Origin of the sequence: Quatrionicoccus australiensis (assembly GCF_020510525.1) — a bacterium.
In the GTDB taxonomy this organism is placed as follows: Bacteria; Pseudomonadota; Gammaproteobacteria; order Burkholderiales; family Rhodocyclaceae; genus Azonexus; species Azonexus australiensis_B.
Genome location: NZ_CP075188.1, coordinates 925,526 through 947,967, shown reverse-complemented (window position 1 = coordinate 947,967; position 22,442 = coordinate 925,526). Strand labels below are relative to the sequence as shown.

Genomic DNA, 22,442 nt, shown 5'->3' with positions numbered 1-22,442 from the left:
GCTTATCGATGCAGCAAACAGAACTGACCGCGCAATCCGTGCTTGACGCAATCCAGCCCCTGCTGGAACGCCTGGCATCGCTGGAGGCGCCGGAAAGCTTCGTCTGCGCATGGCTGAAAACCCTGGCACTCCCGGCGGAAGCCCTGCTCGCGCTGGGCGCCGCGCTGATCAGCAAGGGCGCAAATGAAGCGGCCTGTGCCGTCTTTGCCGAAACGGTCCGCCGCCATGCCGACAACCCGGTCGCCCGGCACAATCACGGTGTAGCCCTGCAATTGCTGGGCCGCTTCGACGCAGCAGCAACGGCATTCCGCCAGGCTGCGGCGTTGCAGTCACCCGAGCAGGGTATCGCCAGCCTTTCTGCCGAAGGCGTTGTCCTGCGTCAGGCCGGACAACTCGATGCCGCCGAGCAGTTGTTGCGCCAGGCCTGCGCCCTCGGCCAGGACACGCCGGACATCCGCTGGAACCTGGCATTGACCCTGCTCAACGCCGGCAAGTTTGGCGCCGCCTGGCCGCTCTATGAAAGCCGTTACGAACGCCCAGACAAGCCGTCCTGGGCAATCATGGACGAGACGCAATGGCCGATGTGGCGCGGTGAACCGCTGGCCGGCAAGCGCCTGCTGGTGGTCGGGGAACAGGGCCTGGGCGACCAGATCCAGTTTTCCTCCTTGCTGCCGCTGCTTGCAGCCCAGGCGAGCGAAGTCGAAATGCTGGTTTCGCCCGGACTGCCGCAGCTGTTTGCCGGACTGCCCGGCCTCAAGGCCGTGCATGCGGCACGGCCACGCCATCTCGATTTCGACTACTGGGTTTACCTGCTTTCGCTGCCCCTGCACCTCGGTCTCGACACGCCGGCGAAGCTGGCCCCCGGCCCGGCGCCTTTTACGGTCGACGCCGTTCTGGCGGCAAAATTCGCGGCGCGCCTCGCCGCCGTCGCCGGCGGGCGCCTCAAGGTCGGTCTGGTCTGGGCCGGCAATCCGGTGCATGCGAATGACCGTTTCCGCTCAATGCAACTCGACCAGCTCGCGCCGCTGCTCGCGCTCGACGTCTGCTGGGTCAGCCTGCAGCGCGACCTGCCGGCGCGCGATCAAGACAGTCCCTGGCTGCCGCGCCTGGAAAACCTCGGTCCGGAACTGAGCAGCATGGCCGACACCGCGGCCGCCCTGAGCCAGCTCGACCTGCTGATCAGCATCGACTCGGCACCAGCCCACCTCGCCGCCAGCCTGAACCTGCCGACCTGGATGTTCCTGCCGCAAAATGTCGACTGGCGCTGGCCGCGCGATGGCGAGACAACCTTCTGGTACCCGACAATGCGCCTTTTCCACCAGACCCGCCTGGGCGACTGGGCCGCGCCGCTTGCCGGCATGCGCAAGCAACTCGCCCGCCTCAGTACAACGCCACCGACTTCCCGATGAGCAAAGCCAAAGATAGCGTAGTGAAACAGCTGAATGCCGCGATGCAGGCCTTCTCGGCCGGCCGCATCGAGGAGGCCGGCAAGCTGGCCGGACAACTGGTCGCCAACCAGCCGAAACTGGCCGATGGCCACCACCTGCTCGGCCTGGTCGCGCGTAAGCAGAACCGCATCGACGATGCCTGCCGGCACTACAGCCGGGCCAATGAACTCGCCGACTCACCGGCCGCCAGCGCCGTCGTGCTCGGCAACTGGGGCAATGCCCTGCTCGCCGCCGAACGCAACAGCGAGGCTGAGGCCTGTTTCGCCAAGGCCCTGCAACTCAACCCGGGTAACCCGCAGGCAGCCATTGGCCGCGGCGATGCGCTGCGCCGCCTGAGCCGTCTGGAAGAGTCGGAACAGGTGTTGCGCGCCGTGCTTGCCGCCGATCCGGCCAGCACCACGGCCTGGGTCAACATCGGCGCCACCCTGCAGGCGCGCGGCAAGATCGGCGAGGCAGCCGAAGCCAACCGCAACGCGATCCGTCTCGACCCGCAGGCCGCGGTCGCCTATTACAACCTCGGCGGCCTGCTCATGGATGCCGGCCAGAACGGCGAAGCCCTGCACAACCTGAGCGAAGCCGTGCGCATCGACCCGGACTACGCCGACGCGGCTGCCTCGCTGCTGCGTCTGGCGCAGTCGCTGTGCGCCTGGGACATTTCCGAACCGCTCGAAGAGAAAGCCCGCCAGCGCGTGCGCCAGGGCGGCACGGTATTCCCGTTCGCCTTCCTCGCCATTCCGGCAACGCGCGAAGAACAGCAGCAATGCGCCCGCTCGTGGGCACAACGCCGCTACGGTTCGGTGCAGCCATTTTTGCCTGTTGCCAGCGGTCGACCGGTAAAAACGGGCAAATTACGCATCGGCTACCTGTCCTCCGATTTTCACGACCACGCCACCGCCTACCTGATGGCCGAAGTCTTCGAACTGCACGACAAGCGGCACTTCGAGCTGTTCGCCTATTCGAGCGGCCCGGACGATGGCGGCAGGATGCGCCAGCGCCTCAAGCAGGCCTTCGACCACTTCAGCGAAATCGGGCGCCTCACCGACGAGGCTGCCGCACGCCAGATCCAGGCCGACGGCATCGACATCCTGGTCGACCTCAAGGGCTACACCCGCGACTCACGCACCGGCATCCTCGCCTGGCGGCCGGCGCCGGTGCAGGCGCAGTACCTCGGCTATCCGGGCACACTCGGCGCCGGCTTCGTCGATTACGTGATCACCGACGCCATCGTCACGCCACCGGAACATCTCGCCGCCTACGACGAAGCCGCCGCCTACCTGCCTGGCAGCTACCAGTGCAACGACCGCCAGCGCCCGCTTGGCAACCGGCCGGGTCGCGCCGCCTGCGGCCTGCCGCCGAGTGGCCTCGTCTTCTGCTGCTTTAACCACACCTACAAGATTCGCCGCGAGGTCTTCGCGGTCTGGTGTCGCCTGCTCCAGGCGCTGCCCGACAGCGTGCTGTGGCTGCTGCGTTCGAACCCGGAAGCCGAAGCCAATCTGCGTGCCGCCGCGGAAGCAGCCGGCATTTCCGGCCAGCGCCTGATCTTCGCGCCGGTCGCGCCGCTCGCCGAGCACATCGCGCGCATTGGCGAAGCCGATGTCTTTCTCGACACGCAGCCGTACAATGCGCACACCACGGCCAGCGATGCGCTGTGGGCCGGTGTGCCGGTGGTGGCCTGGCAAGGCGACAGTTTCCAGTCGCGCGTCTCGTCCAGCCTGCTCAGTGCAGTCGGCCTGCCGGAACTGATCGCGCACGATGCCGACAGCTATTTCGCGCGCGTCATGCAACTGGCCACCGATCCGGTCTGGCGCGGCGAAGTCGCTGCCCGGCTGGTCGCGGCACGCAGCAACAGTCAATTGTTCGACTCCCGGGCCTTTACCCGGGATCTGGAAGGTTTGTACCGGGCCATGCAGGCCCGCCATGAAAAAGGACAGGCGCCGGCAACGATCCACCCGCTGCCCGCCGACGAGGAGGCATCACCCGTGCAGGATTACCGCGAACTGCTGATCGGCGCAGGCTCCAGCCGCGTCAAGAAACTGGCCGCCAACGGCCGCCAGGACTGGCACAACCTGACCACGCTCGACATCAATGCCGACCATAAACCAGACCTGGTCTGGGACCTGACGCAACTGCCGCTGCCCTTCGAGGACAACAGTTTCGACGAGATCCACGCCTACGAAGTGCTCGAACACACCGGCCAGCAGGGCGACTACAAGTTCTTCTTCGCGCAGTTCGCCGAACTGTGGCGCATTTTGCGGCCGGGCGGCCTGCTCATCGGCACCTGCCCATCACGCCATTCGCCGTGGGCCTGGGGTGATCCCTCGCACACCCGCGTCATCCAGCCGGAAAACTTCATCTTCCTCGATCAGGCGCAGTACATCGCCCAGGTCGGTCGCACCGCGATGAGCGATTTCCGCTACATTTTCAAGGCGGATTTCAGCACCGCCTTCAGCCAGGACGACAACACCACCTTCTCGTTCGCCCTCAAGGCGATCAAGCCCTCCCGTTACCAAGCGCCCAACGCCCCGGATGCCAGCACCCATTGACGACAGCCTGCTGACCGCGGCACTCGCCGGGTACGAGCAAAAGGAATACGCCCAGGCCGCCGCCCTGGTCGCCAGCTACATGCAGGTCGACAGCAGCCGGGCCGACGCCTGGACGCTGTGCGGCATGATCCGCAAGGCGCAGGGCGACATCGCCGGTGCCCGCGACGCCTACCTGCAGGCGATTGCGCGCTCGCCCGACTATGCCGACGCGCACACCAACCTGGCCAATCTCGAACGCTGGGAAGGCTCGCCCGACGAGTCGCTGGCGCATTACCTGATCGCCTTCAAGCTGCGCCCGAACAGTGGTGCGGCCAACAATATCGGCTGCGTGCTCTCCGACCTCGGCCGCTTTGCCGAAGCCGTGCAATGGCACGACAAGGCGCTCGAACTCGAGGCCGGCGCGGCCGACCCGCAATGGGATCGCGCCCTCGCCCTGCTTGCCGGCGGCCGTTACCGGGAAGGCTTCGCCGGCTACGAATCGCGCTTTTTGCGCCGTCTACCGGTGCCGCGCGAATTCGCGCAGCCGCGCTGGAACGGCGAACCGCTCGCCGGCAAGACCATCCTGCTCTACTGCGAACAAGGTTACGGCGACGCGCTGCAGTTCCTGCGCTTCGTGCCCTGGGTCGCGGCACGTGGCGGCCGGGTCGTGCTCGAAGTCCTGCCCCCGCTCGCCCGCCTGGTGGCCCGCCTGCCGGGTGTCGCGCAAGTTATTCCGATGGGCGAGGCCTTGCCGCCTTTCGATTGCCAGCTCTCGGTGATGAGCCTGCCGCATGTGCTGCAGCTCGAACTCGCCGGCGTTCCCGGCTTGCCTTACCTGAGCGCCCCGAATCCCGGCGCCGCCGCCAGCCGCCTGAACGAACTGGCCGGCGATCCGGCTGCGCTCAAGGTCGGCATCGTCTGGGCCGGCAATCCCGGCGTCAAGAACGACCGTTTCCGTTCGCCACGCCTCGATGTACTGCGCCCGTTGTGGGACCAGCCCGGCGTGCGCTTCTTCGGCCTGCAGAAGGGCGACGGTCGCAACGACCTGCGCCCGACCGACCCGATCATCGATCTCGACCAGGAAATCCAGGATTTCACCGATACCGCCAACTACATCATGGCGCTCGACCTGGTCATCACCTCCGACACCTCGGTCGCCCATCTTGCCGGCGCCCTCGGCAAGCGCGTCTGGGTCATGCTCATGCATGTCGCCGACTGGCGCTGGCTGGGCACGCCGACGCGCAGCTACTGGTATCCGTCGGCCCGCCTGTTCCGCCAGGCGAGCAGCGGCGACTGGGCCAGCGTCAGCCACGCCCTGCATGGCGAACTGCAGGCCCTGCTCGCCAACCGGCAAGCCGCCCACCCGGTCGTCATGGATGCGCTGACCGCGCACCAGCAGGGCGATGGCCCGCGCGCCGGCCTGCTGATCGAACGCGCCCTCGACCTCGAAACGCGGCGCCCGGACATCTGGACGCTGTACGGCATGATCTGCCGGCGCGAAGGCAACACCCTCTGCGCCCAGGCTGCCTACCAGGAAGCCCTGCGCCTCAAGCCCGATTTCCACGATGCGCTGTGCAATCTCGGCAACCTGCACAAGGACGCCGGCCGCATCGCCGAAGCGCGCGACTGCTACACTGCGGCGCTCGCCAGGGAACCGAAGCACCTCGCCGCGCTGCGCGAGCTTTCCGATGTCGAACGCCAGCTCGGCCGGCCGGACGTAGCGGTCGACATGGCAAAAACGGCACTTTCCATGGCGCCCGGCAACCCGGCCCTGCTCAACAACCTGGGTGCCGCCCTGTCGGAACTCGGCCGCCACGAAGAAGCCGAAGCCGCCCTCGTCGAAGCGCTGGCTGCCGATCCGCAGCATATCGAGTCGGAATACAACCTCGGCGTCCTGCAACATAAACAGGGACGCGACGACGAAGCGGTTACTCACTTCCAGTCCGTCCTCGCGCGCAGCCCGGGGCATTCGCGCGCCAGCTACAACCTCGGCGTGGTTTATCAGGGGCTGGGCGATTTCCCGGCTGCCGAAGCCGCCTACCGGCGCGCCATCGACATCGACCCGAATTACTTCAGCGCGCTGTTCAACCTCGGCGCCCTTTACGGCTTCACCGGCCGCTTTGCCGAGGCGCTCGCCTGCGAGCAGCGCTGCCTGGCGCTCAATCCCAGCCATCTCGGCGCCCGCGCCGAGGCCCTGCACCTGTCGATGAAATTCTGCGACTGGCAGCAGGTGCTGCCGGAAGCCCGCCACCTGGTCGAACACATGGCGCCGGATGGCAATCTGCAAGCCGAGATTCCGCCCTTCGTGCTGCTCTCGCTACCAGTCGACATCCCGGAAAGCCTGCAATTGGTCGCCGCCAAACGCAGTGCCGCCAATCTGGCCAGGGGAATTTTGCCCTTTTCACCACGTCGACCGGTACACCGCAGCAAACTGCGCATCGGCTACGCCTCCAGCGACTTCCACGATCACGCGACGATGCACCTGATGCGTGGGCTGTTCAAGCTGCACGACCGCAGCCGCTTCTCCATCCACGCCTATTCATGGGGCCCGGACGACGGCAGCCACTACCGCCGGCAAGCCCTGCACGACATCGAGCACTTCAACGAGCTGCGCGGCCAGGGCGCCGCGGCCATCGCGCAGCGCATCCATGACGACGAAATCGACATCCTGATCGACCTCAAGGGCTATACCCGCGACTGCAAGAGCGAGATTTTCGCCTTCCGCCCGGCGCCGGTGCAGGTCCAGTACCTCGGCTATCCGGGCAGCATGGGCGCCGATTTCATCGACTGGATCATCACCGACCGCATCGTCACTCCGCCGGCGGCACAGGCTTCCTATTCGGAAAAGTTCGCCTACCTGCCGCACTGCTACCAGGTCAATGACCGCGAGCAGGAAATCGCCGAACCGCAACCGACGCGCGCCGCCTGCGGCCTGCCGGAAAGCGGCGTGGTGTTCACCTGCTTCTGTACGCATTACAAGATCGACCCGCTGATCTGGACGCGCTGGATGAACATCCTCAAGGCCGTACCGGACAGCGTGCTCTGGCTGTGCGCCGGCCAGGTCCAGACCGAAGCCAATCTGCGCCGGGAAGCCGAAGCACACGGTGTTGCCGCGACGCGACTGGTATTCGGCAAGATCATGTCCAAGGCGCAGCATCTGTCGCGCCTGCGCCACGCCGACCTCTTTCTCGATACCTACTGGTACAACGGCCACACGACGGCGAGCGATGCGCTGTGGGCCGGCGTTCCCGTCCTCACCCTCCCCGGCGAGCGCTTTGCCTCGCGGGTCGGCGCCAGCCTGGTCAGTGCGGTCGGCATGCCGGAGATGATCGCCGGCGATTTCGATCACTACGAAGCACTCGCCATCGAACTCGGCCGCCAGCCGCAACAACTCGCCGATTTACGGCAAAAACTGGCGGTCAACCGCCTGACGACGCCGCTTTTCGACACTGCCGGCTTTGTCCGCGACATCGAGGCGCTGTACACCGACATCTGGGCTGACGCCTGCGCCGGCGACAAGAAAGATCACGCATGAGCCAAGCACAAAAGACACCGGGCAGCACCCTGCTCGCTTCACCGCTGATCGCGGCCCTCTGGGAAATGCGCTCGACACTGGTTTCGGTCTTCGCCTTCTCCCTGGTCATCAATTTCCTGATGCTGGCGCCGTCGCTGTACAGCCTGCAGGTCTACGACCGGGTGCTGACCAGCCGCAACATGACGACCCTGCTCATGCTCAGCCTGATCACGCTGTTTCTCTTCGGCGTGCTCAGCCTGGTCGAATGGTCGCGCAGCCGCATCATGGTCCGCGTTGGCGTGCGTCTCGACCATGTACTGGGCAAGCGCCTGCTCGCCGCCGCGCACCGCCTGAACATCGACCAGGGCAGCAGCGCCGGCCGCTCGCTGCTCGGCGACCTGGCGAAGATCCGCTACTTCCTGACCGGCCCGGCCATGCTCGCCGCGCTCGACGCGCCCTGGGTGCCGATCTACTTTGTCGTCACGATGATGCTGCACCCCTGGCTCGGCCTGATCGCCCTGGTCAGCGCCGTCATCCTGTCCATCCTGACCTATGTCACCGAACTGCTGACCCAGCATCCGCTGTCACGCGCCAACGCGCACGCCCATGAAGCGAGGAAGATCAGCGACGTCAATCAGCGCAACGGCGAAGTGGTCGAGGCGATGGGCATGCTGCCCGCCCTGACCGGGCGCTGGCAGGCCGCCCAGGACGGCCACCTCTACGAGCAGGCCCGCGCCAGCGACCGCGCCGCGCATGTCTCGTCCTTCACGCACTTCTTCCGCCTGCTGCAGCAGGGCCTGATTCTCGGCGCCGGTGCGATGCTCGCCGTCGACGGTTCACTCACCCCCGGCGGCATGATCGCCGGCAGCATCCTGGCCAGCCGCATGATGCTGCCGATCGAGCAACTGATCGCCTCCTGGCGGCAATGGATCGATGCGCACGAAGCCTGGAAGCGGATCGACCACGCCTTGTCACTGCCCGAGCCCGGCTTTTCCGGCGTCAAGCTGCCGGCCCCGAAGGGTGAGATTTTCCTCGAAAACGTCTATGCCGGCCCGCCCGGCTCAACGACGCCGACGCTCAAGAACATCACCCTGCGCATTCCGGCCGGCGCCAGCGTTGCCGTGGTTGGCGCCAGCGCCGCCGGCAAGTCGTCGCTGCTGCGTGTTCTGGCTGGTGTCTGGAAGCCGCTCAACGGCCTCGTCCGCATCGACGGCGCCGACATGCAGCACTGGCCGCGCGCCGACCTCGGCCCGCATATCGGCTATCTACCGCAGGATGTCGAACTGTTCGACGGCACGGTCGCCGAAAACATCTGCCGCCATGGCGAACTGAACAGCGAGGCCATCCTCGCCGCCGCTGCGGCAGCCGGCGTCGACGACATCATTCGGCGTCTGGCGCAGGGTTATGGCACGCCAGTCGGCAGCGGCGGCACCTTCCTGTCCGGCGGTCAACGCCAGCGCATCGGCCTGGCCCGTGCGCTGTACGGCACCCCCGCCCTGGTCTTTCTCGACGAACCGAACGCCAATCTCGACGAGGCCGGCGAACTGGCCCTTGACGGAGCCCTCAAGCTGGCCCATGAACGCGGCCAGACCATCGTCCTGGTCAGCCATCGCCCGAATGCGATCCGCAACTGCGACCTGATCCTCATGCTGCAGGATGGCCAGGTGGCGCTGTTCGGCCCGCGCGACCTCGTGCTGCAGAGCCTGGCCAATGCGTCCGCCAAGACCCTGCCCCAGCAACCGCCTGCCGTGGAAAATGGCCATGCGCCCCAGTAAATCTCCCCTTCGCCGTTTCCTGCAACAGCTGCGCATCGCCTTCAAGGGCTTCATTTTCCCGCGCGTGAAAAACATCGATCCAGCGCTCGACGACTGGGAGAATCCGCGCCAGGCGATGAATCTGGGCCGCAACATCATCATCTTCGGCTTCGGCGGTTTCCTGATCTGGGCCTTTTTCGCCCCCCTTGAAGAAGGTGTCGTGGCAAGCGGTTCGGTGGCCGTCGAATCCAAGCGCAAGACCGTCTCCCACCTGACCGGCGGCGTCGTTGCCAGCATCCGCGTCAAGGAAAACCAGGAGGTCAAGGCCGGCGACATCCTCGTCACCTTTGAGGACGTGCAGGCCAAGGCCGCGCAGGACACCATACTGCAGCAATATTTTGCCGCGGCGGTGCGCCTCGCCCGCCTGAAGGCAGAGCAAAGCCAGGGCAGCAGCATCCAGTATCCGGAAGAGATCAAGGTGTATTTTGCCGAGCCCTGGGGCAAGGAACTGGTCAACGCGCAGGAACACCTGTTCAAGACCCGCAAGTCGGCGCTCGACAACGAACAGGCGATCTACGGCCAGAATCTGGCTGCCCTCGACAAGCAGTTGCAGGGCACCCGCCAGCAACTGAGCGCCCGCACCCAGCAGTCCGGCTTCCTGCAGCAGGAAATCGACGGCATGCGCGGTCTGGTTGCCGAAGGCTATGCGTCGCGCAACCAACTGCTCGCCCAGGAACGCACCCAGGCAGAACTGTCCAGCGTGACCAGCGAACTGCAGGCCAGCATTGCCAAAAACGCCAGCCAGGCCGCCGAAATCCGCCTGCGCCAGTTGCAGTTGCGCCAGGACTTCCTGCGCGATGTCGAAGCGCAACTGGTCGAGGCCCAGCGCGACCTGTCGGCACTGACCGAACGCCTCAAGGCGGTGCGCGATGAATACGCGCGTACGGTCGTACGCGCCCCCGCCGACGGCCAGGTGGTCTCGTTGCAAACCCAGACGATCGGCGGCATTGTCGGACCGGGCGGGCGCATTCTCGAAATCGTGCCGCAAGGCGATGCGCTGCTGCTCGATGTCCAGGTGCAGCCGGGCATGGTTAACCGCATTCATCCCGGCCAGGCCACCGATGTCCGCATCAATGCCTTCACCGATCGGCCGCAACTGGTGGTCGAGGGCCGGGTCAGCTCGGTCTCCTCCGACCGCCACACCGACCCGCTGACCGGTCTGCCCTACTTCCTGGCCCGCGTCGAAGTCACACCGGAAGGCCTGAAAAAACTCGGCAACCACCACCTGCACCCGGGCATGCCGGTCGATGTCATCATCAAGGCGGGCGAACGCACCTTTGCCGCTTACCTGATGAAACCGCTGACCCAGCGCATGTTCTCGGCGCTGCGGGAACCCTGAGATGAAAAAGCGACTTCTCGTTGCGGCCTTGCTGCCGCTGTTTGCCGCATCCATGCTCCGGGCCGAGACGGTCAACCTGCGCCAGGCCTGGCAATATGCGCTGCAAAACGACCCGACCTGGCAGGTCGCCCAGGCCGATGCCGGCTACGAGCGCGCCGAGCAAGGCAAGGCCTTGGCCGGCCTGCTGCCGTCGCTGTCCTTCTCGGCATCACGCTACAAGAATGAACTCGATCGCCAGGGCGCGAGCAACAATCCGACCCGCTACGACTCCAGCGTCGATGCCTGGTCCTTGCGCCAGCCGCTGATCCGCTTCCAGAACATCGCCGACTACAAGCGCACCGTTGCGCATAGCGAAGCGGCCGATTTCACCCTGAGCGCAGCAGCACAGCAACTGACCGTACGGGTCGCCCAGGCCTATTTCGACGCACTGCTGACCGAAGACCAGCTACGCCTGGCCCGCTTCCTGGTTGCTTCGCTGGAAGCGCAGCAGGACGCCGCCAGCAAGTCATTCCGCAGCGGTGCCGGCACGCGCATTGAAATCGACGAAGCCGCCTCCCGGCTTGCCATTGCCGTCTCGGAAGTGCTCGCCACGGAAAACCTGCTCGCCAATGCGCGCCAGAAACTCGCCGCCCTGCTCGGCGTCGACGTCACAGGGATTGTTGCCCTGGATGAAAAAAGGCTGAGCGCTCTGCAACTCGCGCCGGCCGACTTTGCCGCGTGGCGCGACCTGGTCCTGCAGACCAACCCCGAACTGCAGGCCGCGGGCAAAAGCATCGATGAAACAGCGTGGACCGTCAATCGCGCCCGGGCCGGACATCTGCCCACCGTAGACCTGGTAGTTACCAAATCGCGCTCGGAGAGCGAAACCGTCTCAACGGTCAACTCGCGCTACGACCTGAATTCGGCGGGTGTCCAGCTCAATGTGCCGATTTTCGCAGGCGGTTACGTCAACGCCGAAACCACCCAGGCGCGCGCCCGGCATCAGCGCGCCCAGGCCGTTTATGAAGGCATCCGTCGCGACCTGGAAACCCGGGTCCAGAAGGAATTCAACGGCATCATGCAGGGCCGCGAACGGCTCAATTCGCTCAACCAGGCCCTGCTTGCCAGCCAGGTGGCACTCAAATCGACCCGGCGCGGCGTCGAGGCCGGTACGCGCAATACACTGGATGTCCTGAATGCCGAGCGCCAGGTCTATAACATGCAGCTCGAGCTGTCGCGCTCGCGCCACGAGTTCGTGATGAGCCGCCTGCGCCTGAAGGCCATGGCAAACATGCTGGACGAAGAAGAGATTCTGCTGATCAGCAGCCTGCTGAACAGTACCGCCCCCTGATCCGGCAAACGGATGGCGGGGCTGGTGCGTCCTGACGGAATCGAACCGCCGACCTCCACGATGTCAACGTGGCGCTCTAACCAGCTGAGCTAAGGACGCATGGGAAAATGGAGCGGCAGAAGAGTCTCGAACTCTCGACCTATACCTTGGCAAGGTATCGCTCTACCAACTGAGCTACTGCCGCCCTGTACTTCCACGCAACAATCATCGGGGAAGGGCGCGCATTATAAATTCCCGATCAGGATTTGCAAGCCCCCCTTGCAAGATTTGTTTCCCGACTGCGGAAAAATGCCAAAACACCTGCGGCACAACGGCTTTCAGGCACAAGAGATGCTTTTGCCTGCAGATCAATTCACGAAAGGCCCCCCATGTCCGTCAGCTCCATCCTGTCCTACGGCATGCAAAGCATGCAGGCCGGCATGAACCGCAGCGCCATCGCCGGCGCCCGTATCGCCGGCTTCGGCAGCAGCAGCGACAACAGTGCGATGGCGAGCAGCATGGTCGAGCTCAGCCGCAGCGCGATCGATGCCAAGGCCGCCGCCAATGTAATCAAGACCGGTGACGCAATGCTGGGAACGCTGGTCAATCTGCGCGCCTAGGCAAAAATTGCCGGGGCAGCAAACTGCAAGTCTGTGCAAATTGCGTTTTCTGCAACCGCCACCCCGGTTATGATCTTGGATCAGTCATGGATGACCAGAACGGCACAGCGATGCGACAAATCGGGAAAGACGCCGGAAAACAAAAAAGCCACTCCGAAGAATGGCTTGAATGCTTGATTTTACTGGTGCCCCCGAACGGAATCGAACCGCTACCTGATGATTACAAATCAACTGCACGACCTTCATGCTACGGGGGCCCGGAACAATCGGGCCGAATTATAGCCTGATCGATCGCACAACAACATGAGCACGCTAAGCAACCCATTCGAAATTGCCCGTGAAACGCTCCGCCTGCTGGCGGCCCGTCGCGTCCCCCCGACGCCGGACAATTACCTGACCCTGTACCAGGAAATTGCCGGCATCAAGGCCGCCCCCGAGCCCTTCCCGGAAAAGCAGCTGCGCACACTGGCCGCAGCCTTGCCCAAGGCCAGCAACGAACAGTTGCGCCTCGCCCGGCAACTGGATGAAGCGGTCAAGGCCGGCAGCTGGGACGATTACCGCAACCGCCTGGTCGAGTTCGTCAGCGCCCTGACCGAAGTCCAGAAACTGACCTGGTCCGAGCTGATTACCGACCTCGTCCGGCAATGGGATGCCAAGCACGTCGGCCTGACCGTTGCCCGCAAGCGCGAGTCGCTCGAGCACGTCCTGAGTAGCAGCGCCAACAACCCGGAAACGCTGTTCACCCGCCTGCAGAACCTGTTGCGCTCCTGGGGCCAGGGCCGCGAACAGGAGAACGGCAATGGCAGCGAACCCGCCCCGCCGGAAAATGCCGTTTCCCGTGCGTCGACCGCTGAGCCGACCAATTTGCTGCCGGAGTTGCGCGAGCTGTTTGCCTTCACGCTGGAAACCGCGATCGCGGCGCAACTGGTTGAAAGTCCGGTGCTGTCGACCGATGCCAAGGCGCTCGCCGCGGATATCCGCAAGGCGAGGAACGAAGACCAGATCGCCGAGTTCCTCACCCGCCTGAAGCGCTTTGCCTTCAAGCTGGAACTGCTCGCCGAGGATCAGGCCGAACTGCGGCGCAGCCTGCTCAGCCTGCTGCGTCTGCTGGTCGAGAACATGACCGAGCTGGTGCTCGACGATCGCTGGCTGCATGGCCAGATTGAAGTCGTCCGCGAAATCATCGACAAGCCGCTCTCCCAGCGCGCCGTCGACGATGCCGAGCGCCGCCTGAAGGAAGTGCTGTACAAGCAGAGCATGCTCAAGGCCAGCCTGTTCGACGCCCGCGAATCGATCAAGCAGATGCTGGCCGGTTTTGTGGACCAGCTGGCCAGTTTTGCCGAAGTCACCTCGGACTATCACGACAAGATCGAGGGCTACGCCGGCAAGATCAGCGCCGCCAACGACATCAGCGAACTGGAAAGCGTGCTCGGCGAAGTCATGCACGAAACGCGCAATATCCAGATCAACGCACTGCGCTCGCGCGACGAGCTGCGGTCGACCCAGAAAAAAGTGCAAGAATCGGAAGCGCGCATTCGCGAACTCGAAGCCGAACTGGAGAACACCAGCAATCTGGTGCGTTACGACCAGTTGACCGGTACGCTCAACCGGCGCGGCCTGGAAGAAATGTTCGAGAAGGAAACAGCCCGCTCGAAGCGCCATGACACCCTGCTCTGCGTCGGCCTGCTCGATATCGACAATTTCAAGAAACTGAACGACACGATGGGGCATGACACCGGCGACGAAGCCCTCATCCACCTCGCCACGGTCTGCCGCGAAACCCTGCGCCCGCAGGACACCGTGGCCCGCTACGGCGGCGAGGAGTTCATCGTCCTGTTGCCGGAAACGCCGCTGGAAGATGCGATCAGCGCCCTCACCCGCCTGCAGCGCGAACTGACCAAGAAATTCTTCATGCACGACAACGAGAAAGTCCTGATCACATTCAGCGCCGGCGTCACGCAAATGCTGCCGGAAGACAGTCAGGCCAGCGTCATCAAGCGCGCCGACGAGGCAATGTACGAAGCGAAAAAAACCGGCAAGAACCGGGTGGTCAGCAGCTGATGGCAGCAAGCTGCCTGACCGCCACGTAACCCCCTCACGCCTGCATTAACGCCCGGAACCCATACATGACGAATGTCCGCATCCCCTTTGGCAAACCCTTCATCGTCGGCAAGGAGCTTTTCTACATCGCCCAGGCGGTCATGAATGGCTCCATTGCCGGCGACGGCATGTTCACCAAACGCTGCCACCAGTGGCTGGAAGAGAACCTTCGCTGTCGCAAGGCCTTGCTCGCCAATTCCTGCACGGCCGCCCTCGAAATGAGCGCCATTCTCGCCGGCATCGGCCCCGGCGACGAAGTCATCATGCCTTCCTTCACCTTTGTCTCGACCGCCAATGCCTTCGTCCTGCGCGGCGGTGTGCCGGTATTCGTGGACATCAGGCCAGACACGCTGAACATTGATGAGCGCCTGATCGAGGCAAGCATCACGCCGCGCACCAAGGCCATTGTGGCCGTCCATTACGCCGGACGGCCCTGCGCCATGGACGAACTGAAGAAAATCTGTCAGCGCCACGGCCTGTACCTGATCGAAGATGCCGCGCAGGCAATCCTGGCGCATGAAGACGGCCACGCGCTGGGCACCATCGGCGACATGGGCTGCCTCAGTTTTCATGAAACCAAGAATGTCATCAGTGGCGAAGGTGGCGCCCTGCTCATCAACAATCCCGAACTGATCGAACGTGCCGAGATCATCTGGCAGAAAGGGACCAACCGTAAGGCTTTCCTGCGCGGGCAGGTTGATAAATACACCTGGGTGGACATCGGTTCGTCCTTTTTGCCCAGCGAACTGACCGCAGCTTTCCTTTACGCCCAGCTGGAACATGCCGGCCGGATCAACGCCCACCGCCGCAAGCTGTACAAGGAATACACCAAGCAACTCGCGGCCCTGGCAGCCGAGAATCACTTTTCCCTGCCGATGATGGGAGAGGAAGAAGAGACCAATGCCCATATCTTCTATCTCGTCACCCGCAACGAAGATGAACGGGCCGCATTGATCCAGCACCTCGGCGCCGCCGGCATTTCTGCCGTATTCCATTACGTGCCGCTGCACAGCTCACCGGCCGGCCAAAGCTTTGGCCGCGCCAGTGGCGAACTGCCGGTAACCGACCGGACATCTTCCCGTCTCTTGCGCCTGCCGCTTTACTCCGAGCTGACGACACAGCAGGTCCGGATGATCTGCGAGAAAATCAGACAGTTCTACGCGCGGACACATGGTGCTTAGTTTTAACCAGGCATAGACCGGGACCCCAAATGGCGATGACAAAAAAACTCTTCGGCGAACTGACCGCACCGTTCTATATCTATGCGCCACCTTACGAGCAAAACTCTGGCGGCATTCGGGCAATGCACTATCTCTGTCATGCCCTGAATCTGGTCGGTGAAGAAGCTTACGTCCTGACCGGAACAACCAGTGAAAAACTGCGTACACCGTGCCTGACAAACGAAACGATCAACCGGCACAAGGCTGCCGGCAGGGAACCTGTCGTCATCTATCCGGAAGTCATCAGCGGCAATCCGCTCGCAGCCAGAAACGTCGTCCGATACCTGCTGAACATTCCCGGTTTCCTTACCAAGGAAAAGCCGCAGTGGCAGCCATCGGACCTGATCTACAGTCTTAGCCTGAAAATCGTTCCGGAAGGCATGAAAGGCGAGCTGCTCGAATTGCCGCTGATCGACTCTTCAATCTACACCCCCCCCGAGCCGGATACGGAAAGCCGCCAAGGGACTCTGCTCTTCATCAATCGGTTCATCACACGGGGAGGCCAACTCCTGCCCGTCACCGATCAATCACTCGAAATCTCGTTTCGGGTCGGTCGCCGTTCACCGGAAGAGCTCGCAGAGCTTTATCGCAAGGCCGAACTGATGTACGTCTACGAGCACTCAACCGCCTGCTATGAAGCATTGCTCTGTGGCTGCCCGATCGTTTACATCCCCAACGAAACAATGCTGCCCGAGCGCACCAGTGAATACCTTGGCCCGGGTGGTTCATCCTGGGGACTGGACCCGGCCGACATCGAAATGGCCAAAAAAAACGTCTTCCTGGCCCAGGAAAAATACAACGCACTCCAAGATCAATTCTGGAACCAGCTGGAATCCTTTATTGCCGCAACCCAGGCGTTGGCGAGGCGCAACAGGGCGACACCAGAGTTCGAACGGGCACCATGCATATCGATCGAACAAGCCATCGCCTTCTACAACGAAAAGAATTACGAGGCAGCCACTCAAAGCCTGACCGAGATACTCGAAGCGGATCCCGGAAATGCTCTTGCTTACACCTATCTTGCATTTATTTGCGCAACCCAAGGTCTGCTCGACGATGCGGATACCTTTATCGAACAGGCCAGGGAATTAGCTCCCGAACGCCCTGAACTACCTGCCGCACTGGGTGAGGTGCTTCTCAAGACTGGACACCCGGAGCAGGCCCAGAAATACTTGGGTATGGCGGTCATGCAACAATCAGATTTTTTCGGCGCCTATCCGGCCCTCGCCGAGGCTTTGCGGCTGAATGGCAATATGAACGCTGCTATCGATCTTCTGGAAAGTGGCGCAAAAATTCCGTCGACCGACCAGGAAAACATCCGACAGGTACTGTTCTCGATGCAGGACAAGCGCGGCAATATTGCTGCGCAGGCCGAACTCTGCCTGCGCATGCGCGATGGCACAGACCGGCAGGCTCAGGCCATACAACTTCTGGCGGATAGCGGAGCGCCTCCCGAACTTGTCTACTCCGAGCTTGAGTCCTGGAAGAACAAGCAACTGGCGCAGGGAACGACACGCCGGACAAATAAAATCGCAGCCCCGCGGCGAGCACTTGTCGTCGGCTTCCTGGTCAGCGATTTCGGGCAGAACATGGATTCGGCCCGCCTTGAAGCGCTGCTACTGCATCTTCCCCCAAAAAAATTCAGGACTGCCATCATTGACGACTCGCCGACTGAAAAATCGACACCACTCGTTCAACGTTGCTTCCTGCTCAGCGACCACTGGTTATCCACCTCCAAGATGGATGATGCAGCAGCGAACAACGCGATAGCCGCCCTTAATCTCGATCTCCTGATCGACGTAAGCGGCTTTGGGGAAAGACACAGACTGAACCTGCTCTTTGCCTCAAATGCAGCCTTCAAAGCCTCCTGGAGCGACACACTGCCTTGGCACGGCGAAGAGGTCATTCCGATTAGCGGAATCGCACAACTCAATGAAATGCGCCAGGAGTCCCTGCCGGAAACCTGCATCACCCTGAGCGGACTCGGTGAAGTTGCCCTTCTGCCAGATGTGGCCATCACCAAGCGTACGCAAACCGGGAACACTGAATTTGGTTGTCTGACGCCAGCAGGAAAGATCAGCGCCCGGAACTGGCACTTTTTTGCGCAACTACTTTCCGAGATTCCCGATAGCCGACTGACAATCAATCTGGGAGGGCTGGATGAAAGCGCAATCGAGTTCATCACGACACAATTTGCCGCCGGTGGCGTTCCGGCAACAAGACTCCTCTTCGTATCTGCCACATCCTCTGCTGCACTCTGCGCCGCGTGGGATAAGATCGACATCGGTCTGGCGCCGTTACACGGTTCGGGAGGAGAGGCTTTAACTACGGCACTCTGGATGAATACCCCATTCATCGCCCTGGCTTCTCACCTCCCATGGTCCTGCCGTCCAACTGCGCTCTTGCGCTCGGTCGGCCTCATGCAACTGATTGCTGCCACCCCGGAAGAATATCTCTGCGTCGCAAGAAACCTGGCCGGCACCCCACAGAAATTCGAACTCCGACCTTCAATCCAGGAGGATCGCCGGTATACCCCCAGGCATCTCGCGATCGACTTTGGCAAGGCGCTGACCAGGATCTGTTTTGGGAAAGCCAAATGACCCGCCGAAAAATCTCAATCATTATCTGCAGCATTAATGCCGGCAGATTCGCCCGTGTCTGCAATAACTACCAGAACCTGATGGTGGGCCACGATTTCGAAATCATCGGCATTCACGATGCGCACTCGCTAGCCGAAGGCTACAACAGGGGAATCCAGCAGTCGACCGGCGACATCATGATTTTCTCGCACGATGACATCCTCGTTCTCGACAAAGCTTTTGCCCGCAAAATAATTCGGCGCCTTGAGAAATTCGACTTGCTCGGCTTCGTCGGAACCAGTCGGCTAATCAACGGAACATGGTTTGGCGCGGGTCAGCCACATCTGCATGGGGTGATATCACACGCTCGCCCCTTGCAGCCGATACTTAGCCTGGATGTATTCGGGGTAAACTCGTGGCCGGTAATCAGCGGCATCAAGGCCATAGACGGACTATGCATGATCGCTAACGGCGAACTTGCCAGAAGCATCGGTTTTGATGCTGTGACATTTGATGGATTTCACCTTTACGATCTTGATTTCAGCTTTTCTGCCTATCTCGCCGGTTACAAACTGGGCATCTGCTGTGACATTCCGATCATTCACGAGTCAACAGGGCAGTATGACGAGAAGTACGGCGAACAGGCCCGGCGCTTCTGCGACAAACATCATCAACAGCTTGACGGATTTGACAGCCAGGATCCGACGCAAACACCACGAACAAAGGCAGAAGGAAAACAGGCCAAGCTACCGGATAGCGATGCACTACTCAAACTATGGCACCCAGACATTCTCAGGCGTGTCACGGCAACCCTGCATCACACAGCAAAAGCACTCGATGAGGAGCATACACCACCTTCATTGTGAAGCTACTCGCTATCCAGATAGGCCTGTTCCAAAACCAGCAGATCGCGCTTTCTGTCCTTCAATCGGCGGGCCGGAATACCGGAATAAACCCCCCACTCTTCGGTCGACTTGGTCACCATCGACATCGCGCCGACTGAGCAGCCTTCGGCCAGGATGACGCCGGGGAAAATCAGCGAATTGGTCCCGACAATGCAATGGCGGCCGAGCCTGACCGCCTTCTTGAATTCACGCTTGAAGCGGGCCGGCACAGTCGGATTGGTCAGCGTACGCCCGGTGTAGTCGTCACTTTGCGAAAAAACGTGGCAACCGTAGGCCAGCCCGGAAAAATCCTCGAAGATGATTCCCTCGCTGCCACCTGCCACGTTGCAGAAAACGGCGATATGCACATTGCGGCCGATCGAGACCTTGCCCGAAACAACGCAAAAATCGTCAATTCGCGAATGATCGCCAATCTCGATCTGCTCGGGGTTGTAGATGGCGGCCTTGTCACTGATCCGCACATTCCTGCCCAGGGAACGAAAACCCATGGACTCCAGTTGCTGTTGCGAGAGAAAAGGCATTTGCTCAGCCCCTTTATTGTTTGAATCCGCCAGATGACGCAGGTGAGATCATTTCCCGCACCAGCGTCGCCACATTTCCCCGAATGCATTTTCCAGGGCACGCGCCAGGCGCGGTGCATCCATCAGGGGACTGGACAGCATTCGCTCACGCAGGCCGGTTCGGAGATTCTGCAACCTTACCCGGTCAAAAGCCAGTGCAACCGCCGTAGCAACATAGGCCTCTGCCGAATCCACCACCAGTTCGCCCAGACCGACGTTTTCCAGAATGGCCTTGCCCATCCGTGAAACCAGCATGTCGCCCGGCCAATTCACGAAAGGCACGCCCATCCAGATCGAGTCGTAACCGGTTGTACCGCCGTTGAACGGGAAGGGGTCAAGCGCCAGATCGATTTCGTTGTAGGTATTGAAGTACGCCTGTTGCGGCTGAATTCCCTTGATTTCGAGGCGTTGACCGTCAATGCCGTAACGTCCGAATTGCTCATGGATGTAGGAGACCAGCGAACCATCGGTGCCGCCGCGAGCGACGACCAGCAGGCGGGAGTCCGGCACTTGATTGAGGATCTCCGCCCACAGCCTGATTGTTCCCTGGCTCACCTTGCGGAAGTTGTTCAGACAGCCAAACATGAATGGCTTGGCATTGCGCTCACATGGCAGACCAGGCTGAACCGGCACATCGGGAATGCCTCCCCGCACCCCATAACAGTCAGGCAAAGGCCAGGGCGTTTCGCTGCACCAGTTGCCCGCTTCCAGGACAGGATCTGGCGGAACCAGGATGTAATCGACCGCCGACATGCCGCTGGTCCCGGGAAAGCCCAGCCAGGTCACGACGATTGGTGCGGGCTTGCGGGCAACGGCAAGCAGGCGGTTGCCTTCGGTATTGCCATTCAGATCGACCAGAATGTCGATTTCGTCGGCCTCGATCAAATCGGCCAGGGCGTCATCACCGATGGAAATCACCTCGCGCCAGAGGTCGACCGCTGCACGGCAGCGCTGGGTAATCGCATCAGAGACCGGCGAGTTGAAATAAACAACACTTTCGATTTTCCCGGCATCGAACTTGTCGAGAAAGGGCAAAACAAAAGCCGCTACCGGATGGGTACGGAAATCCGAGGTCAGCCAGCCTATCCGCAGCTTCCTGCCCGGTGTCCTGTCTCGCCCGGCAAAGGCATTTTCCCGCCGATGCGGCAGGCAAAGATTGCGATCAAACTCGCGTGCCAGCTGCAGTACATCCGCAGCGGACGATTCACTTGAGTGCACCAGCACCCAAAGCGAGTTAACGTAGGCCGTCGCCGACTTCGGATTGACCGCCAGCGCCTTGCGATACTGTGCCAATGCCTCGGCATTTCTCGCCTGATCGGAGAACCAGCTGCCCAGATTCAACAAGGCATTGACATGCCGCGGATTGATCGCGAGCACGTTTTCGGCTGCCTGCCTGGCCTTTTCACTCAGCCCGAGCTTGGTGTAGACAACGATCAGCGTATTCCAGGCATTCAAATTCTCGGGCTGACGGGCCACCGCCATCTCGAGATTCTCTCGCGCCACATCCATCTGTCCGCGCGTCGTAAACAGCAAGCCCATATGCTCGAAAATCCAGTCCTCGGCAACACCAAGGGAATGCGCTTTTTCCAGGGCATCAATGGCGGGAATCGTTTCGCCACACTGGACCAGGGCAATTCCCAGCTTGGCCCAGACTTCGGGCGTGTCCAAGCCAAGGTCAATCGCCTGCCGGAAATAGCGTCCGGCCTCGCGGGAGTTGCCTTTGGCCAGTTCAATATCGCCACACATCGTCACAATCGCAGAAGCAGCCGGACTCAGGATCAAGGCCTGCTGCGCGGCGAGAGTCGCCTTATCCAGCTCGCCCTTGAGTCGATAAAGATCTGCCAGCGAAAGCCAGGCATCGGCATAACCGGAGTCGAGGCGAGCCGCCACCTTGAAATCGGCCAGTGCTTCGTCAAGCTCGCCGAGATGCTGGGAAGCCATGCCACGCAGGCAGTAATGGCCGGCCTGAGCACCTTTCCTGGCCAGCACCTTGGTCAGGACCCGCTTGGCCAAGGCCCAGTTCCCGGCCGCCACATAAGCCCCACTCAAGGCACAGAGCATATCTGTATCGGTCGGCGCCAAACCGACCGCCAGTTCAAGTTGCGCCACACCTTGTTCGAAGATGCCCAGGCGACAATAAAGCTCCCCCAGGCGGCGCTTGTACTGAGCCACTTTGGGGGCCAAACCTGCCGCGTGCTCAAGAAAAGGCAATGCCGACTCACTGTCGCCGATGCGTGTCGCCAACTCGCCCAGACCAAACCATGCCTGGTGACAATCCGGCTGAACCGAAACGACCGTCTCGAACAAGCCCCCTGCCTTTTCATAATCTCCAGCCTTGAGTGCGGCTTCGGCCAGCCCCAGCTCATGCATGCGACGCGATTTCATATCCAGTTCAGTCCCCATGAATCCGAGTTTCGAAGTTTAACGGCTGATCCGCTTCCGTAGCCCGTTTGATCGCAGATTCAAGAAAATCAAAAAAACACTAAAGTTCCAGCAGTGACATCCGTTAATG

13 protein-coding genes and 3 tRNA genes are annotated in these 22,442 nt (G+C 61.9%); 11 read left to right on the top strand and 5 right to left on the bottom strand.

Going from position 1 to position 22,442, the window contains the following annotated elements; all coding sequences use genetic code 11:
- Positions 1-8: 8 nt before the first annotated feature.
- From KI612_RS04670 to KI612_RS04645, 6 genes are read left to right on the top strand one after another with little or no spacing between them, the layout of a single operon-like run.
- Positions 9-1,409 carry a tetratricopeptide repeat protein gene (locus KI612_RS04670; protein WP_226442665.1) on the top strand — a complete coding sequence of 467 codons (1,401 nt, stop codon included), beginning with the start codon at positions 9-11 and terminating at the stop codon, positions 1,407-1,409.
- Positions 1,410-1,429: 20 nt separating this feature from the next.
- Positions 1,430-3,991: an O-linked N-acetylglucosamine transferase family protein gene (locus KI612_RS04665; RefSeq protein ID WP_226442664.1), complete on the top strand. Its 2,562-nt coding sequence runs from the start codon at positions 1,430-1,432 to the stop codon at positions 3,989-3,991.
- A complete protein-coding gene (locus tag KI612_RS04660) occupies positions 3,975-7,505 on the top strand; it encodes an O-linked N-acetylglucosamine transferase family protein (RefSeq protein WP_226442663.1) in 3,531 nt (1,176 codons plus the stop codon). Before KI612_RS04665 ends, KI612_RS04660 begins: the two co-directional genes overlap by 17 nt.
- Positions 7,502-9,259, top strand: coding sequence for a type I secretion system permease/ATPase (locus KI612_RS04655; RefSeq protein WP_226442662.1), 1,758 nt, complete (start codon positions 7,502-7,504; stop codon positions 9,257-9,259). Before KI612_RS04660 ends, KI612_RS04655 begins: the two co-directional genes overlap by 4 nt.
- The gene (locus KI612_RS04650; protein ID WP_226442661.1) at positions 9,246-10,637 is read left to right on the top strand and encodes an HlyD family type I secretion periplasmic adaptor subunit; all 1,392 of its coding nucleotides are present in this window, start codon (positions 9,246-9,248) and stop codon (positions 10,635-10,637) included. Before KI612_RS04655 ends, KI612_RS04650 begins: the two co-directional genes overlap by 14 nt.
- Before the next feature lies 1 nt (position 10,638).
- Positions 10,639-11,967, top strand: coding sequence for a TolC family outer membrane protein (locus tag KI612_RS04645; protein WP_226442660.1), 1,329 nt, complete (start codon positions 10,639-10,641; stop codon positions 11,965-11,967).
- A 22-nt stretch (positions 11,968-11,989) separates the two neighbouring features.
- Here the strand turns inward: KI612_RS04645 and KI612_RS04640 are convergent.
- Positions 11,990-12,066: transfer RNA gene (locus KI612_RS04640), tRNA-Val, on the bottom strand.
- A gap of 9 nt (positions 12,067-12,075) precedes the next feature.
- Positions 12,076-12,151, bottom strand: a tRNA-Gly gene (locus KI612_RS04635).
- 184 nt (positions 12,152-12,335) lie between these two features.
- Here KI612_RS04635 and KI612_RS04630 point away from each other — a divergent pair.
- Positions 12,336-12,566: a hypothetical protein gene (locus KI612_RS04630; protein WP_226442659.1), complete on the top strand. Its 231-nt coding sequence runs from the start codon at positions 12,336-12,338 to the stop codon at positions 12,564-12,566.
- Between the two features lie 183 nt (positions 12,567-12,749).
- Here KI612_RS04630 and KI612_RS04625 read toward each other — a convergent pair.
- Positions 12,750-12,823: transfer RNA gene (locus KI612_RS04625), tRNA-Thr, on the bottom strand.
- Positions 12,824-12,869: 46 nt separating this feature from the next.
- Between KI612_RS04625 and KI612_RS04620 the strand changes: the two genes are divergently transcribed.
- The 4 genes from KI612_RS04620 (at position 12,870) to KI612_RS04605 (ending at position 19,331) form a co-directional block, all read left to right on the top strand.
- Positions 12,870-14,627 (top strand): GGDEF domain-containing protein, encoded by a 1,758-nt coding sequence (locus KI612_RS04620; RefSeq protein WP_226442658.1) that lies wholly within the window; start codon positions 12,870-12,872, stop codon positions 14,625-14,627.
- Positions 14,628-14,692: 65 nt separating this feature from the next.
- Positions 14,693-15,847: a dTDP-4-amino-4,6-dideoxygalactose transaminase gene (gene rffA, locus KI612_RS04615; protein WP_226442657.1), complete on the top strand. Its 1,155-nt coding sequence runs from the start codon at positions 14,693-14,695 to the stop codon at positions 15,845-15,847.
- 29 nt (positions 15,848-15,876) lie between these two features.
- The gene (locus KI612_RS04610) at positions 15,877-18,486 is read left to right on the top strand and encodes a tetratricopeptide repeat protein (RefSeq protein WP_226442656.1); all 2,610 of its coding nucleotides are present in this window, start codon (positions 15,877-15,879) and stop codon (positions 18,484-18,486) included.
- Positions 18,483-19,331 (top strand): glycosyltransferase, encoded by an 849-nt coding sequence (locus tag KI612_RS04605; protein WP_226442655.1) that lies wholly within the window; start codon positions 18,483-18,485, stop codon positions 19,329-19,331. Before KI612_RS04610 ends, KI612_RS04605 begins: the two co-directional genes overlap by 4 nt.
- A gap of 2 nt (positions 19,332-19,333) precedes the next feature.
- On the opposite strand, the gene KI612_RS04600 is transcribed toward KI612_RS04605, so the two are convergent.
- Together KI612_RS04600 and KI612_RS04595 are read right to left on the bottom strand one after the other, a co-directional pair.
- A complete protein-coding gene (locus tag KI612_RS04600; protein ID WP_226442654.1) occupies positions 19,334-19,891 on the bottom strand; it encodes an acyltransferase in 558 nt (185 codons plus the stop codon).
- 48 nt (positions 19,892-19,939) lie between these two features.
- Positions 19,940-22,315 (bottom strand): tetratricopeptide repeat protein, encoded by a 2,376-nt coding sequence (locus KI612_RS04595; protein WP_226442653.1) that lies wholly within the window; start codon positions 22,313-22,315, stop codon positions 19,940-19,942.
- Positions 22,316-22,442: the final 127 nt, after the last annotated feature.